A 13,709-nucleotide genomic window follows, 5' to 3' on the forward strand; every position below is an offset into this window, starting at 1 on the left:
TCACAATCGCTAGCACAAGCGCCGCATGACCAGCCCCATCCGGATCGGCACCCGCGGTTCGCCACTCGCCCTTGCCCAGGCGCATATGGTGGCGGACGCGCTCAGCGTCACGCACGGCCTTGCCAGCGAGATCGTGCCGATCACCGCGAGCGGCGACCTGATCCAGGACCGGCCGCTCGCCGATGTCGGCGGCAAGGCGCTGTGGACCAAGGAGCTCGACCGCTGCCTGATCGACGGGCGCACCGACATTTCGGTCCATTCGATGAAGGATGTCGAGACGATCCGGCCGCCGAGCCTCGTCATCGCGGCGATGCTGAAGCGGGCGGACACGCGCGACCGGCTGATCGGCGCGGCGAGCATCGCGGCGCTGCCCAGGGGCGCGGTGATCGGCACCTCATCGCCCCGGCGATCGGCGCAATTGCTGGCGGTGCGTCCCGACCTCAAGCCGGTCACGCTGCGCGGCAATGTCCAGACGCGGCTCGCCAAGCTGGCGCGCGGCGAGGCCGAGGCGACCCTGCTCGCCGCCGCCGGGCTCGACCGGCTCGGCATGGACATCGGCGTCCCGCTCGATCTGCTGCCGGCGCCGGCGCAGGGGGCGATCGGGGTGGAATGCCTGGCCGGCCGCGCGGACCTGATGCGCCTCCTCGCCGCGATCGACGATGAGGAGACGCATCGGTGCGTCGCGGCGGAACGCGCCTTCCTGCTCGCGCTCGGCGGCGATTGCCATTCGGCGGTCGCGGCGCTGGCCACGGTCGTCGACGGATCGGTGATCCTGCGCGCGCAGATTCTCAGCGCGGATGGGCGGGAGGTGCGATCGGGCGAAAGCGCCGACCCCGCCGAGCTTGCCGCGCGGCTGCTGGCGCAGGCGAGCCCGGCGCTCCGCGCGATGTTCGCGGGACCATGAGGCCGCTGCTGATCCTTCGCCCACAGCCCGGCGCGGATGCGACCGCCGCGCGCGCGTCGGCGATCGGCCTGCGTCCCGTCATCGCGCCGCTCTTCGCCATCCGCGCCTTGCCATGGACATGTCCGCAGGCCGCGTTCGAGGCCGTGATACTGACCAGCGCCAATGCGGCGCGGTGCGGAGGCGACGGCATGACGTCATTGCGTCACCTGCCCTGCCATGCGGTTGGCGAAGCAACGGCGCAGGCGGCACGCGCCGCCGGCTTCACCGATGTGCGGACCGGCCCGGCCGACGGCGCCGCGCTGATCGCGGCGATGCGCGCGGACGGCATCGCCTCCGCGCTCCACCTGTGCGGCGCCGACCGCACCGATCTTGCGCCGGCCGGCATCGCGATCGTCGAAATCCCCGTTTATGCCGCCGATCCGGTGGACCGGCTGCCGGAGGCGGCAAAGGCCGCGCTCGAACGCGGCGCCGTCGCGCTGCTCCATTCGTCGCGGGCGGCGACGCTGTTCGCGCGGCTGGCCGACGCGTGGCGGACGCGGACCCGCATCGCCGCGATCAGCCCGGCCGCCGCGCAGGCCGCCGGGGCGGGATGGGCGGATATCGCAATCGCGCAAAGGCCGCGCGACGAAGCGTTGCTGGAGCTTGCCGCCAAGCTGTGCCAGACTGGCGACGACGAATGAGAGCGGGCGAGGCATGAACGGCGAATATGAAGCGATCGACAGCGCGCCGCCACGCCGGCCGATCGGCCTTTATGCGTTGCTCGCCCTGTTCTGCTTCCTGCTCGGCGTCGCCGCGATGGGCTGGCTGCTGACACACTGGCAGGAGGGCGCGCGGATGCTCGGCGTCGCCCAGGCACCGCCGCCCGCGGCCCAGACCCCGCAGCCGCGGAGCCAGACGCAGGCGCAGGCGCCGTCCGCGCTCGTCCAGCCCGCATCCTCGCCGTCCGCCGCGAGCCCCGGCGACGCCGATGCGCCGCAGCGCGTGATCATCGATCCCGAGGTCTCGCGCCGGGTGAGCGCGCTCGAGCAGCGGATGAGCGAGATCGACCTTCAATCGCGATCGGCCGTCGGCAATGCGGACCGGGCCGAAGGGCTGCTCGTCGCCTTCGCGGCCCGGCGCGCGCTCGATCGCGGCGTCGGCCTCGGCTTCCTCGAAGGGCTGCTCCGCCAGCGATTCGGCCAGTCGCAGCCGCGCGCCGTCGGCATGATCATCCTTGCCGCGCAACATCCGGTGACCCTGCAGGACCTGCAGACCGAGCTTCAGGACCTCGCGCCCCGCCTGATCGGCCCGCCGAGCGGTGCCGGCTGGTGGCAGGCCTTCACGGCGCAGCTCGGCACGCTGATCACGGTGCGCCGCGCCGGATCGCCGTCCCCGGAGCCGGCCGAGCGGCTGCGCCGCGCCCGCCAGCGGCTGGAGGTCGGCCAGGTCGATGTCGCGCTGGCCGAGGTGATGCGCCTGCCGGGCCGCGCCCGCGCCGCCGACTGGATCCGCAAGGCCCGGCTCTATGCCGATGCGCGCGCCGCGCTCGACACGATCGAGACCGCCGCCCTGCTGGAGCCCCGCGCCGGCGAAGGGCCGCCCGCCGCCCAGCCGGGCGCCTCGGCGCCAGCGCCGGCCGCGCAGCCGGCCCCGGCCGAGACCCGCTAGATTTCGATCAGGGCGTAAGGCCGCCCGGTCGCCGCCGACGCCACCATCGTCGCGCAATTGTAGACGGGCGTGCCGCGGGGCGTCCGCCCCCGGTGGGCGCCGCGATGGGCGTGGCCGTGGACGACCGCGGCGACATGATCGAAGCGGTCGATCGCATCGGCGAGCCGCGAACAGCCGAGGAAGGGATAGATTTCGAGCGGCTCGCCCTCCAGCGTGTCGACGACCGGAGAATAATGGAGGATGGCGACGCTTCGTTCGGTCTTGAGCGATCGGAGCGCGTTTTCGAGCCGGCGGACCTCGTCCAGCGCGGCATCGACGAAGGCCTTGATCGGCGCCTCGCCGAACGCGCCGAGCTCGCCCCGGCCGAATCCGCCGAGAAAGCCCTTCACCCCGGCGAAGCCGACGCCTTCGACGATCACCGCCTGTTCGGACAGCACCGTGACGCCGGCCGAATGGAGGATCCGTGCCACCTCCTCCGGCTGGCCGCATTCATAATCGTGATTGCCGAGCACGGCGAGCGCGGGGATGGTGCAGGCGCGCAGATCCTCCGCCAGTATCTCGGCCTCGCGCGGCTTGCCGAAATTGGTGAGATCGCCGCACAGGGCGACGACATCGGCCTCCCGCGAAATCTCATCGAACATGTCGCGATAGCGATGCTCGCTCGCCTCGGTGACGTGCAGGTCGCCGACCGCGGCGAGGCGCAGCGGCTCAGAGCTTTGGCTCATGGCGCTCCTCGATCCCCTTGCCGACGACATCGGCGAAGCCCCATTCGGTGATGTCGGTGATATAGTCGCGCGGGGAGAAGAGGCGGCCACGGCAGATCTGCATCCGCGCGGTCGGCATCTCGGCCTGGGCGTGGAGGCGATCGAGCAATTCGTCGAGCAGCCAGCGCGGGATGCACTCGCGCATCGTCGGGTAGATGAAGCGGAAATTGAGGACGTGGCCGAGCAGCACCTCCCAATAGAGTTCGAGCGCGTTGAGCAGGCGGCGCCAGTCGATCTCCGCATGCTTCTTGAGGATCACATGGGCGACATCCGCCCCGTCATAGCGGTAGCGGTCCTGCAGGAAGATCTTGGAGAGCACGAACTCGGTCGGCGGGGTGATCCGCACGTTGGTGCCGTAGACCTCGACCTCATAGGCCTCGGCGAACCAGTCCTCGGTCACCGGGATGCTGGCGGTCGAGATATTGTAGATGACGTCGAAGAAGTGGCGATCGTCCTTCCAGACCTTCCCGATCCAGCGTTCGTCCTCGATATCGATTCGATAACCGCGCGCCTTGAAGAAGCCGAGGATCTTCGGCGCGTCCGACGGCTTGCAGAAGATGTCGAGATCCTTGGTCGGGCGGACGATGCCGGTGTAGCAGGCGAGCGCATAGGTGCCCGACAGCAGGAAGGGCAGGCCCGATTCGCCCAGCAGGCGCAGGCATTCGACATAGAAATCGACCGCGTCCGGCGGCGGCTCGAAGGCCGAATGGTCCAGCGCTGGAAGCTGCGTGCTCATGGCGGATCGAAAACGGCGCGCCCGTGCAAAGCGTTCCGCCGCCGATCCGGACGAGCAGATGGAGCCGGCTGGGCCGGCCCCGTGCGCGGTCAGAGCTTTTCGGTGAGCTCGGGGACGATCTTGAAGAGGTCGCCGACCAGGCCGATGTCGGCGACCTGGAAGATGGGGGCGTCTTCGTCCTTGTTGATGGCGATGATGGTCTTGGAGTCCTTCATGCCGGCGAGATGCTGGATCGCGCCGGAGATGCCGATCGCGATATAGACTTCGGGGGCGACGATCTTGCCGGTCTGGCCGACCTGATAGTCGTTGGGCGCATAGCCGGCATCGACCGCGGCGCGGCTGGCGCCGACGCCGGCCTTCAATTTGTCGGCGAGCGGATCGATGAGCGCGTGGAACTGCTCCGACGAGCCGAGCGCGCGGCCGCCCGAGACGATCACCCTGGCGCTGGTCAGCTCCGGCCGCTCGGACTTCGAGAGCTCCGCGCCGACGAAGCTGGAGAGCCCGGCATCGCCGCCGCCGGAGACCGGCTCGACGCTGCCCGATCCGCCGCTTGCCGCCGCCTTCTCGAATGCGGTGGTGCGGACGGTGATGACCTTCCTGGCATCGGACGATTTCACCGTCGCGATCGCGTTGCCGGCATAGATCGGCCGGGTGAAGGTGTCGGGCCCTTCGACCGACAGGATGTCGCTGACCTGCATGACATCGAGCAAGGCGGCGACGCGCGGCGCGACATTCTTGCCGGTGGTCGTCGCCGGCGCGACGAAATAATCGCCATGGTCCTTCATCAGCGCGGCCGCGACCGGCGCGACATTCTCGGCCAGCTGGTGCGCATAGGCCGCATCGTCGGCGACATGGACCTTGGCAACGCCGGCGATCTTCGCGGCGGCCTCGGCAACCGGCCCGACGCCCTGGCCGGCGACCAGCGCATGGACCTCGCCGAGCTTCGCCGCGGCGGTGACGGCGGCAAGCGTCGCGTCCTTGATCGCGCCGCCTTCATGTTCGACGAGGACGATCGCGACGCTCATGCCACCACTCCCAGATTCTTCAGCTTGCCGATCAGTTCATCCACGTCCGCGACCTTGACGCCGGCCTGGCGCCGGGGCGGCTCGCTCACCTTGAGCGTGGTGAGCCGCGGGCTCGTGTCGACGCCATAATCCGCCGGCGCCTTGGTCGCGAGCGGCTTGGACTTGGCCTTCATGATGTTGGGCAGGCTCGCATAGCGCGGCTCGTTCAGGCGAAGATCGGTGGTGACGACCGCCGGCGTGTTCAGCCGCACCGTCTCCAGCCCGCCATCGACCTCGCGGGTCACGTCCACCTTGTCGCCGGCGAGCTCGACCTTCGAGGCGAAGGTGCCCTGCGGCCAGCCGAGCAGGGCCGCCAGCATCTGCCCGGTCTGGTTCGAATCATCGTCGATCGCCTGCTTGCCGAGAATGACAAGGCCCGGCTGCTCCTCGTCGGCGACGCCCTTCAGCAGCTTGGCAACCGCCAGCGGCTCGACCTCGTCGTCGGTCTGGATCAGGATCGCGCGGTCCGCGCCCATCGCAAGCGCGGTGCGAAGCGTCTCCTGCGCCTTGGCCGGGCCGATCGAAACCGCAACAATCTCCTCGGCCGCGCCCTTCTCCTTCAGACGGATCGCCTCCTCGACCGCAATCTCGTCAAACGGGTTCATGCTCATCTTGACGTTGGCAAGATCGACCCCCGTGCCATCCGCCTTCACACGCGGCTTCACATTATAGTCGATCACCCGCTTCACGGCGACCAGGACCTTCATCTTCTCATCCCTTTTCTTGTTTTCCCGCGGAAGCGGGAACCCAGTCAGGGCTCCTGCCTTCGCAGGAGCACAAAGAGCTACGCAGCTACTTTACCAACCTCCGCGACGATCTTGCGCGCCGCATCGCCGAGATCGTTGGCCGGCACGATGGCGAGGCCGGATTCGGCGAGGATGCGCTTGCCTTCCTCGACATTGGTGCCTTCGAGCCGGACGACGAGCGGAACCTTGAGATCCACCTCTTTCGCCGCCGCGACGATCCCCTCCGCAATAATGTCGCAGCGCATGATCCCGCCGAAGATGTTGACGAGGATGCCCTTCACCGCGGGATCGGAGAGGATGATCTTGAACGCCGCGGTCACCTTCTCCTTGCTGGCGCCGCCGCCGACATCGAGGAAATTGGCCGGAAAGGCGCCGTTGAGCTTGATGATGTCCATCGTCGCCATGGCGAGCCCGGCGCCGTTGACCATGCAGCCGATATTCCCGTCGAGCTTGATATAGGCGAGATCGTACTTGCTCGCCTCCAGCTCCATCGGATCCTCCTCGGTGACGTCGCGCAGCTCTTCCAGATCCCTGTGCCGGAACATGGCATTGGAATCGAAGCCCACCTTGGCGTCGAGGACCATCAGCTTGCCATCCTCGGTGACGGCGAGCGGATTGATTTCGATCTGCGAGGCATCGGTGCCGAGAAAGGCGTCATAGAGCTTCGCGGCGACAGTCTGCGCCTGCTTGGCGAGATCGCCGGTGAGGCCGAGCGCCTTGGCGACGGCGCGGCCGTGATGCGGCATCAGGCCGGTCGCAGGATCGACGTCGAACGTATGGATCTTTTCCGGCGTCTGGTGCGCCACGTCCTCGATGTTCATGCCGCCCTCGGTCGAGGCGACGAAGGCGATCCGGCCGGTCTTCCGGTCGACGAGCAGGGCGAGGTAGAATTCCTTCGCGATGTCGACGCCGTCGGTGACGTAGAGCCGGTTGACCTGCTTGCCGTGCGGCCCGGTCTGCACCGTCACCAGCGTGTTGCCGAGCATCTCCGCCGCATGGGCGCGGACCTCGTCGAGGCTGCGGGCGAGGCGGACGCCGCCCTTGGCATCCGGCCCCAATTCCTTGAACTTGCCCTTGCCGCGCCCGCCGGCGTGGATCTGCGCCTTGACGACATAGAGCGGCCCGGGGAGCTTGCCCGCGGCGGCCACCGCTTCATCGACGCTCATCGCGGCATAGCCCGCCGGAACGGGGACGCCGAACTTGGCCAGGAGATCCTTGGCCTGATATTCGTGGATGTCCATGGGCGGTGCCTAAAGCATAGAGTCGTCGCAATGGGAAGCGCTGCGATGCAGCACAATTTTCGCGAATGGCGACGGCTAGAGCGCGCAGCGCGCGGCGGCGAGGCTCGTCACCCGCACGATCTCCGGATCGCCGAGGGCGCGCACGTCGTGGAGATATTGGTCGAGACTGTCGGCCTGGCGCGCGCGGGGCAGATCGCCGAGCCGGCGCAGCTGCGCGATCGAAAGCCGCCTCGCCATCCGCTCGGCCATGCAGCCGGCCATGCGGGGATGGATGCCGGCATGTTCGAGCCCCGCGCGCAGCCGCGCCTCCGGCAGGCCGCAGGAGGCGAGGAGGGCGAGGGCCACGAGGGCAAATCCGGCGCGCATCGGCAAATCGTTACGCGCGCGCGCCCGGGGCGGCAAATGAACTCCTCGCAACCGCCCGGACAGGTCAGGCCGCCCGGCCGATCGCCTTCTGCCTGCGCCGCTGGACCGACGAGCCGAGGCCGATCGCCTCGCGATATTTGGCGACGGTGCGGCGGGCGATGTCGAAGCCTTCGCCCTTCAGCATTTCGACCAGCTGATCGTCGGAAAGGATGCGGTTCGGGTCTTCCGCCGCGATCAGCGCCTTGATCCGGCTCTTCACCGCCTCCGCCGAGACGGCATCGCCGCCGTCGGCCGACTGGATGCCCGAGGTGAAGAAATATTTGAGCTCGAACAGGCCGCGTTCGCAGGAGAGATATTTGTTCGAGGTGACCCGGCTCACCGTCGATTCGTGCATCCCGATCGTTTCGGCGACGGCGCGCAGGGTGAGCGGCTTCAGGTGCGAGACGCCGTGGCGGAAGAAGCCTTCCTGCTGGGTCACGATCTCGCTGGCGACCTTCACGATGGTGCGCGCCCGCTGGTCGAGCGCCTTCAGCAGCCAGTTCGCGCTTTGCAGGCATTCGTTGAGCCAGGCGCGGGACTGGCGGTCCTGCGGCCCGCTGGCGAGCTCCTGATAATAGCTGCGGTTGACGAGCAGCTTCGGCAGCGTCGCATTGTTGAGCTCGACCGCCCAGACCGGGCCGCGGCGGGCGACGAAGATGTCGGGAACGATCGCGTCGACCCGCTCGCCGGCGGAGGAGAAGCGGAGGCCCGGCTTCGGATCATAGCCGCGAAGCTCGCGGATCATGTCCGCCATGTCCTCGTCGTCCACCTGGCAGATGCGCTTCAGCGCCGCGATATTGCCCTTGGCGAGATAATCGAGATTGGCGAGCAGCCGGGCCATGCACGGATCGTAGCGATTGGCGTCCTTCGCCTGGAGCGCGAGGCATTCGGCGAGGCTGCGCGCGCCGACGCCGGCCGGATCGAGCGTCTGGAGCACGGCGAGCACCCGTTCGACCTCGGCGAGCGGGACGCCGAGCCGCTGGGCGATTTCGAGCAGGTTGCCGGCGAAATAGCCGGTCTCGTCGATCTGCTCGACGAGGTGCGCGGCAAGGATCAGATCGCCGCCCGACAGGATTTCGCCCGCCTGGTGAAGCAGGTGATCGTGGAGCGACACCTGCTCGCTCGCGAAGGCATCGAAATCCGGCCCGTCCTCGCCGGCCCCGCCGCCGCCCGATCCGATTCCGTCGAGCCCGAGCCCGCCGTCGAGCCCGCGGCCCGAATCGACCGGGCTGTCCTGGTGGAAATCCTCGCCGTCCGGATCGATGTCGAGCGCCGAATCGCCGCCGCCGGCGTCGATCTCCGGCGGAGCGGGCTCGTCGTCGAAGCCGTCGCCATCGGTATCCGGGCCGGTCGCTTCCGGTTCGGCCGGGGGCGGCGGCGCCTCGTCCCCCGCGGCGGTTTCGAGCAGTGGATTCTTCTCGATCTCCTCGGCGATGAACGTCTCGACCTCGAGGTTCGACAGCGCGAGCAGGCGGATGGCCTGCTGCAGCTGCGGCGTCATCACCAGCGATTGCGATTGGCGAAGATCGAGACGAGGTCCGAGCGCCATGACCTACAGCTCGAAGCTCTCCCCGAGATAGAGGCGCCGGACATTCTCGTCGGCGACGAGATCCTCCGGGCTGCCGGCGAACAGCACCTGGCCGCCATAGATGATGCAGGCGCGATCGACGATGTCGAGCGTCTCGCGGACATTGTGATCGGTGATGAGCACGCCGATGTCGCGCTTCTTCAGCTCGACGATGAGATCGCGGATGTCGGAAATCGAAATGGGGTCGATGCCGGCGAACGGCTCGTCGAGCAGCATGATCGACGGGTTGGCGGCGAGCGCGCGCGCGATCTCGCAGCGGCGCCGTTCGCCGCCCGACAGCGCCATCGCCGGCGCATCGCGAAGCCGGCCAATATGGAATTCCTCGAGAAGCTGCTCGAGCCGGTCGGCGCGCGCCTTCCTGTCCGGCTCGGCGACTTCGAGGACGGCCATGATGTTCTGGCTGACGGTGAGGCCGCGGAAGATCGAGGTTTCCTGCGGCAGATAGCCGAGGCCCATGATCGCGCGCCGGTACATGGGAAGACCGGTAATATCCTCGCCGTCGAGGAGGATGCGGCCGCTGTCGGGCTTCACCAGGCCCATGATCGAATAGAAGCAGGTCGTCTTGCCCGCGCCATTGGGCCCGAGCAGGCCGAGCACCTCGCCGCGGCGCACCGAGAGGCTGACGCCGCTCAGCACCGCCTTCTTGTCATAGGACTTGGCGATCGACACGACGTGGAGCCCCCGCGTCATATCCTCGGGGATCGCCTCGGCCTCGGGCCGCTGGATGGGAAGGGTCTCGTTCATTGGTCCCGCTGAGCTAGGTAGGCGATGCGCCGCCGCGCCTCAACCGGCAAGACTTTTGCATGTCCGAAAATTCATCCGGGCCGTCGTCAATGGCCCGTGGCGCCGCCCTGTCCCTGGCCCTGACGGCCCTGCGTCTGCGGCACGGTGAAGCGGCCGCTGACCCGCCCGCCGCTCGCCCGCTGGCCCGGCGCGCCGGCGGCGCCGCCATCGAGCACCGCGCGGCCGGTGTCCATTTCGAGCACGAGCCGGCCGCCCTGCACGCGGGCATCGTTGCGAACCAGGCTGACATTGCCGATCATGGTCACGATCTTGCGATCGACATCATAGATCGCGAACTGTCCGCGCGCCGTCTGCCCCGGCTGGGTGATCGTCACCCCGCCCGAGGCTTCGAGCCGGCGGATCTGGACGCCACCCGTGCTCCCGGCCGCCGCGCCCGGATTGTTCGAATAGAGCACGATGAGGTTGGCGCTGGTCAGCCGCATGTCGCCCTGGGTCGCGACCACATTGCCCGAAAGGATGGCGCGATCGGCGCGGTCCTGCACCTCGATCCGCGCCGCGCTGACATCGATCGGCGCGTTGGAATCGTGGCGGAACAGGCTGTTGCTGCCCGACGTCGCGCGCTGCCCCGACGCGCTCGAGGCGAGCAGGAGCGCGAAGGCGGCGCCGATTGCGAACGTGCGCGGGAAAGTCATCTGGCGGTCCTTCGGGGCTGGTTGGCCGGGACGATGCGAAGATGCGCCCCGCCGGTCAAGATGACGCGGCGATCGCCCAGCTCGGCCCGCATCTGGCCGGCGGAGAAATTGCCGAGCGGGATCTGCCCGTCGACGGCGCCGCGGCTCGTCATCTGCCGGGCGCGCAGGTCGACGCGCACGTCGCGCGTGTCCATTCGATAGCCGTCCGCGGTGGTGAGCCGGACCGGCCCGACGACGTCCACCAGATCATTGTCGATATCGTAGCGCGCATGGGGCGCGGCGAGATCGGCGCGGCCGCTTTCGAGATCCATCCGCGCGGTCACGCCGTGGATGTCGACGATCCGCTCGGCCGAGCTGCGCTGGATCGCCGAGGCGGCATTGAGGACGAACGGCCGCCCCTTATTGTCCTGGCCGCGATATTCGGCGGCGGCGGCGCGCATCCTCTCCTCCGCGTGCTGGGCGGTGTTCTTGTTGAGGATGAAGCTGACCTCCTTCTTGTTCTCCAGCGGCGAGAAGGCGAGGAAGGCGAGGGTCACGCCGATCGCCGCCGGCAGGCCGACCTTGAGCAGGCGGATGACGAGATCGTGGCTGCCGCCGGGCGCGGCCCAGCCGCGCCGCACGCGCCGCTCGCGATCGGCAAGCTCAGACATGGCCGGCGTCGCTCATCAGCACCTCGATGACGCCCGAACTCATATATGGGCGAAAATGTCCTGCTCCCCCCAGCCGGCGAGATCGAGCAATGCGCGCGCCGGCAGGAAATCGAAGCAGGCCTGGGCAAGCGCGACGCGGCCCTCGCGGGCGAGCCGCTCGTCCAGTTTCTCGCGCAGCGCGTGCAGATAGCGCACGTCGGCCGCGGCATAATCCTTCTGCGCGTCGCTGAGCTCGGGTCCGCCCCAGTCGGTCTGCTGCTGCTGCTTTGAAATCTCCTGGCCGAGGACCTCGCGCACCAGATCCTTGAGCCCGTGCCGGTCGGTATAGGTGCGCACCAGCCGCGAGACGATCTTCGTGCAATAGACGGGCGCTGCGACGATGCCGAGATAGGCGCGGATCGAGGCGATGTCGAAGCGCGCGAAATGATAGATTTTGAGCCGTTCCGGATCGGCCAGCACGGCCTTGAGGTTCGGCGCGTCATAAGCGCTGCCCACGGCGAAGCGGACGAGATGCTCGTCGCCGCGGCCATCGGAGATCTGGACGACGCAGAGCCGGTCGCGGCCGAGCTGCAGGCCCATCGTCTCGGTGTCGACGGCGACGGGGCCCGGAGCGAGCACGCCTTCGGGCAGGTCTTCCTCGTGAAAATGAACGGTCATCGAGACCGCATAGGGCGAAGCGGGCGCGCGCTCAATGGCCTGCGGCGTCGTCGCCGCGCGCGGACGCGCGGCGGCGCGAGAGCATGTTCAGCCCTTCGACCAACGCCGAAAAGGCCATCGCCGCATAGATATAGCCCTTGGGAACATGGACGCCGAAGCCATCGGCGATCAGCACCATGCCGATCATCAGCAGGAAGGCGAGGGCGAGCATCACCACGCTCGGGTTGCGGCCGATGAAGTTGGCGAGCGGATCGGCCGCGACCATCATCAGGCCGACCGCGACCAGCACGGCGGCGATCATCACCGGAAGATCGTCGGTCATGCCGACCGCGGTCAGGATCGAATCGATCGAGAAGACGATGTCGAGCAGGATGATCTGCACGATCGCCGCGCCGAAGCCGAGCACCTTGCGCGTCGAGGCGAAGACATCGCCCGACGGCGCCGGATCGACATTGTGGTGGATTTCGCTGGTCGCCTTCCACACCAGGAAGAGCCCGCCGGCGATGAGGATGAGATCGCGCCAGGAGAAGCTCGTCTCGAACCCCGGATTGCCGTGCGCATCGGCCGGGCCGGCGAGGCCGAGATCGAAAACCGGCTGGGTGAGACCCACCAGCCAGGCGATGGCCGACAGCAGGACGAGCCGCATCCCGAGCGCCAGACCGATTCCGACCCGCCTTGCGCTGGAGCGCTGATGTTCCGGCAGCTTGTTCGAAAGGATCGAGACGAAGATCAGGTTGTCGATGCCGAGAACGACCTCCAGCACGATCAAGGTCACCAGCGCGGCCCAGGCCTCGGCCTGGGTGAAAATGCCGAGCGCTTCGATCATCCTGCGGTCCTCAAAGGGCGGTTGGGGGTCCACTTTGGCATGCCCGAAGCCGCGTCCCTCGGCAACGTTTGCGGAAATGTGGCAGATTTCCGGGCGAAAGCGCTCGCCGCAGCCTTTTTTTTCGTCTATAGGAGTCCGAACGTGCCGGCGTCCCGGCGCGAAGCCTTTGCGCGCTTTTGCCCGGCGCGGTGGTTCTGACAGGGGAATGGGCGCGGGAAAGTATTAGATCAACATGGGTTTCGACAGAGGGCGCCGCGGCGAGCGCGGTGGTCGCGGCAGAGACAAGCGCGACAATATCGGCGGTGACGATTTCGGCGGCGGATTTGAACGAGGCGGCTTCGGCGGTGGCGATCGATTCGGCGGCGGCGGTGACCGGTTCGGCGGTGGCGATAGATTCGGCGGCGGCGGCGGCGGTTTTCGCGGCGGCGGCGGCGGTTTCGGCGGCCCGCGCGGCGGCGGCGGTGGCGGCGGGATGCCGCCCCAGGTCGTCGGCGAGGGCAAGGGCATCGTCAAATTCTTCAATGGTCAGAAGGGCTTCGGCTTCATCGTCCGTGACGATGGCGGCGAGGACGTGTTCGTCCATATCTCCGCGGTCGAACAGGCCGGCCTGACCGGCCTCGCCGAGGGCCAGCCGCTGGAATTCACGCTCGTCGATCGCGGCGGACGGGTTTCGGCGACGAACCTCAAGATCGAGGGCGAGCCGATGCCGGTCGAGGATCGCGGCCCCCGAGATCGCGGGCCGCAGCGCCAGCTGACCGGCGAGAAGGCGACCGGCACGGTCAAGTTCTTCAACGCGACGAAGGGCTTCGGCTTCATCACGCGCGACGACGGGCAGCCCGATGCGTTCGTCCACATCTCGGCGGTCGAGCGGGCGGGCATGATCTCGCTCAACGAAGGCGACCGAATCGAGTTCGAGCTCGAGGTCGATCGCCGCGGCAAGACCGCGGCCGTGAACCTGACGCCGATCCAGTAAGCGCGAGGCTTATATCCGATCATGGGAGGGGCGGTGCCGCGAGGCGCCGCCCTTCCTGCATGGGCGCCGGCA

Annotated in this window: 16 protein-coding genes; 4 read left to right on the top strand and 12 right to left on the bottom strand. The window is 68.3% G+C overall.

The genetic code is table 11. The features are described 5' to 3' along the window. The first annotated feature begins 25 nt into the window (after positions 1-25). From hemC to FRZ32_RS05880, 3 genes are read left to right on the top strand one after another with little or no spacing between them, the layout of a single operon-like run. The gene (gene hemC, locus FRZ32_RS05870; protein ID WP_147042641.1) at positions 26-904 is read left to right on the top strand and encodes a hydroxymethylbilane synthase; all 879 of its coding nucleotides are present in this window, start codon (positions 26-28) and stop codon (positions 902-904) included. Beyond that, complete coding sequence (locus tag FRZ32_RS05875; RefSeq protein WP_147042642.1) at positions 901-1,584, top strand: uroporphyrinogen-III synthase; 684 nt, start codon at positions 901-903, stop codon at positions 1,582-1,584. The genes hemC and FRZ32_RS05875 overlap by 4 nt, the downstream gene beginning before the upstream one ends. 13 nt (positions 1,585-1,597) lie before the next feature. Further along, complete coding sequence (locus tag FRZ32_RS05880; protein WP_147042643.1) at positions 1,598-2,551, top strand: hypothetical protein; 954 nt, start codon at positions 1,598-1,600, stop codon at positions 2,549-2,551. On the opposite strand, the gene FRZ32_RS05885 is transcribed toward FRZ32_RS05880, so the two are convergent. The 12 genes from FRZ32_RS05885 to FRZ32_RS05940 all read right to left on the bottom strand — a co-directional run bounded on the left by FRZ32_RS05885 (position 2,548) and on the right by FRZ32_RS05940 (position 12,664). Continuing rightward, positions 2,548-3,276 carry a metallophosphoesterase family protein gene (locus FRZ32_RS05885; RefSeq protein ID WP_147042644.1) on the bottom strand — a complete coding sequence of 243 codons (729 nt, stop codon included), beginning with the start codon at positions 3,274-3,276 and terminating at the stop codon, positions 2,548-2,550. The genes FRZ32_RS05880 and FRZ32_RS05885 overlap by 4 nt on opposite strands. Beyond that, positions 3,260-4,051, bottom strand: coding sequence for a nucleotidyltransferase family protein (locus FRZ32_RS05890; RefSeq protein ID WP_147042645.1), 792 nt, complete (start codon positions 4,049-4,051; stop codon positions 3,260-3,262). The genes FRZ32_RS05885 and FRZ32_RS05890 overlap by 17 nt, the downstream gene beginning before the upstream one ends. A gap of 89 nt (positions 4,052-4,140) precedes the next feature. Next, entirely contained in the window at positions 4,141-5,076 is a 936-nt protein-coding gene (locus tag FRZ32_RS05895; RefSeq protein WP_147042646.1) for an electron transfer flavoprotein subunit alpha/FixB family protein, read from the bottom strand. After that, positions 5,073-5,822: an electron transfer flavoprotein subunit beta/FixA family protein gene (locus tag FRZ32_RS05900; RefSeq protein WP_147041976.1), complete on the bottom strand. Its 750-nt coding sequence runs from the start codon at positions 5,820-5,822 to the stop codon at positions 5,073-5,075. Before FRZ32_RS05900 ends, FRZ32_RS05895 begins: the two co-directional genes overlap by 4 nt. Positions 5,823-5,899: 77 nt before the next feature. Beyond that, complete coding sequence (sucC, locus tag FRZ32_RS05905) at positions 5,900-7,102, bottom strand: ADP-forming succinate--CoA ligase subunit beta (protein WP_147042647.1); 1,203 nt, start codon at positions 7,100-7,102, stop codon at positions 5,900-5,902. Positions 7,103-7,177: 75 nt separating this feature from the next. Further along, positions 7,178-7,468 (bottom strand): hypothetical protein, encoded by a 291-nt coding sequence (locus FRZ32_RS05910; protein ID WP_147042648.1) that lies wholly within the window; start codon positions 7,466-7,468, stop codon positions 7,178-7,180. 64 nt (positions 7,469-7,532) lie between these two features. After that, positions 7,533-9,056 (bottom strand): RNA polymerase factor sigma-54, encoded by a 1,524-nt coding sequence (rpoN, locus tag FRZ32_RS05915; RefSeq protein WP_147042649.1) that lies wholly within the window; start codon positions 9,054-9,056, stop codon positions 7,533-7,535. Positions 9,057-9,059: 3 nt separating this feature from the next. Continuing rightward, the gene (lptB, locus tag FRZ32_RS05920) at positions 9,060-9,785 is read right to left on the bottom strand and encodes an LPS export ABC transporter ATP-binding protein (RefSeq protein WP_424141300.1); all 726 of its coding nucleotides are present in this window, start codon (positions 9,783-9,785) and stop codon (positions 9,060-9,062) included. Positions 9,786-9,925: 140 nt separating this feature from the next. After that, positions 9,926-10,531 (bottom strand): LptA/OstA family protein, encoded by a 606-nt coding sequence (locus FRZ32_RS05925; protein WP_147042651.1) that lies wholly within the window; start codon positions 10,529-10,531, stop codon positions 9,926-9,928. Further along, complete coding sequence (locus tag FRZ32_RS05930; RefSeq protein WP_147042652.1) at positions 10,528-11,181, bottom strand: LPS export ABC transporter periplasmic protein LptC; 654 nt, start codon at positions 11,179-11,181, stop codon at positions 10,528-10,530. Before FRZ32_RS05930 ends, FRZ32_RS05925 begins: the two co-directional genes overlap by 4 nt. A 39-nt stretch (positions 11,182-11,220) precedes the next feature. Beyond that, entirely contained in the window at positions 11,221-11,838 is a 618-nt protein-coding gene (locus FRZ32_RS05935) for a ribonuclease D (protein ID WP_147042653.1), read from the bottom strand. A gap of 31 nt (positions 11,839-11,869) precedes the next feature. Further along, positions 11,870-12,664 carry a TerC family protein gene (locus FRZ32_RS05940; protein ID WP_147042654.1) on the bottom strand — a complete coding sequence of 265 codons (795 nt, stop codon included), beginning with the start codon at positions 12,662-12,664 and terminating at the stop codon, positions 11,870-11,872. Between the two features lie 232 nt (positions 12,665-12,896). Between FRZ32_RS05940 and FRZ32_RS15635 the strand changes: the two genes are divergently transcribed. Further along, on the top strand, positions 12,897-13,637 hold the full coding sequence (locus FRZ32_RS15635; protein ID WP_147042655.1) for a cold-shock protein: 741 nt from the start codon (positions 12,897-12,899) through the stop codon (positions 13,635-13,637). The last annotated feature ends 72 nt before the right edge of the window (positions 13,638-13,709 follow it).

The organism is Sphingosinicella ginsenosidimutans (assembly GCF_007995055.1).
GTDB lineage: Bacteria > Pseudomonadota > Alphaproteobacteria > Sphingomonadales > Sphingomonadaceae > Allosphingosinicella > Allosphingosinicella ginsenosidimutans.

Coding starts and splice junctions, on each gene's coding strand:
- hemC (WP_147042641.1), top strand. CDS start 26: ATGACCAGCCCCATCCGGATCGGCACCCGCGGTTCGCCACTCGCCCTT.
- FRZ32_RS05875 (WP_147042642.1), top strand. CDS start 901: ATGAGGCCGCTGCTGATCCTTCGCCCACAGCCCGGCGCGGATGCGACC.
- FRZ32_RS05880 (WP_147042643.1), top strand. CDS start 1,598: ATGAACGGCGAATATGAAGCGATCGACAGCGCGCCGCCACGCCGGCCG.
- FRZ32_RS05885 (WP_147042644.1), bottom strand. CDS start 3,276: ATGAGCCAAAGCTCTGAGCCGCTGCGCCTCGCCGCGGTCGGCGACCTG.
- FRZ32_RS05890 (WP_147042645.1), bottom strand. CDS start 4,051: ATGAGCACGCAGCTTCCAGCGCTGGACCATTCGGCCTTCGAGCCGCCG.
- FRZ32_RS05895 (WP_147042646.1), bottom strand. CDS start 5,076: ATGAGCGTCGCGATCGTCCTCGTCGAACATGAAGGCGGCGCGATCAAG.
- FRZ32_RS05900 (WP_147041976.1), bottom strand. CDS start 5,822: ATGAAGGTCCTGGTCGCCGTGAAGCGGGTGATCGACTATAATGTGAAG.
- sucC (WP_147042647.1), bottom strand. CDS start 7,102: ATGGACATCCACGAATATCAGGCCAAGGATCTCCTGGCCAAGTTCGGC.
- FRZ32_RS05910 (WP_147042648.1), bottom strand. CDS start 7,468: ATGCGCGCCGGATTTGCCCTCGTGGCCCTCGCCCTCCTCGCCTCCTGC.
- rpoN (WP_147042649.1), bottom strand. CDS start 9,056: ATGGCGCTCGGACCTCGTCTCGATCTTCGCCAATCGCAATCGCTGGTG.
- lptB (WP_424141300.1), bottom strand. CDS start 9,785: ATGACGCGGGGGCTCCACGTCGTGTCGATCGCCAAGTCCTATGACAAG.
- FRZ32_RS05925 (WP_147042651.1), bottom strand. CDS start 10,531: ATGACTTTCCCGCGCACGTTCGCAATCGGCGCCGCCTTCGCGCTCCTG.
- FRZ32_RS05930 (WP_147042652.1), bottom strand. CDS start 11,181: ATGTCTGAGCTTGCCGATCGCGAGCGGCGCGTGCGGCGCGGCTGGGCC.
- FRZ32_RS05935 (WP_147042653.1), bottom strand. CDS start 11,838: ATGACCGTTCATTTTCACGAGGAAGACCTGCCCGAAGGCGTGCTCGCT.
- FRZ32_RS05940 (WP_147042654.1), bottom strand. CDS start 12,664: ATGATCGAAGCGCTCGGCATTTTCACCCAGGCCGAGGCCTGGGCCGCG.
- FRZ32_RS15635 (WP_147042655.1), top strand. CDS start 12,897: ATGGGTTTCGACAGAGGGCGCCGCGGCGAGCGCGGTGGTCGCGGCAGA.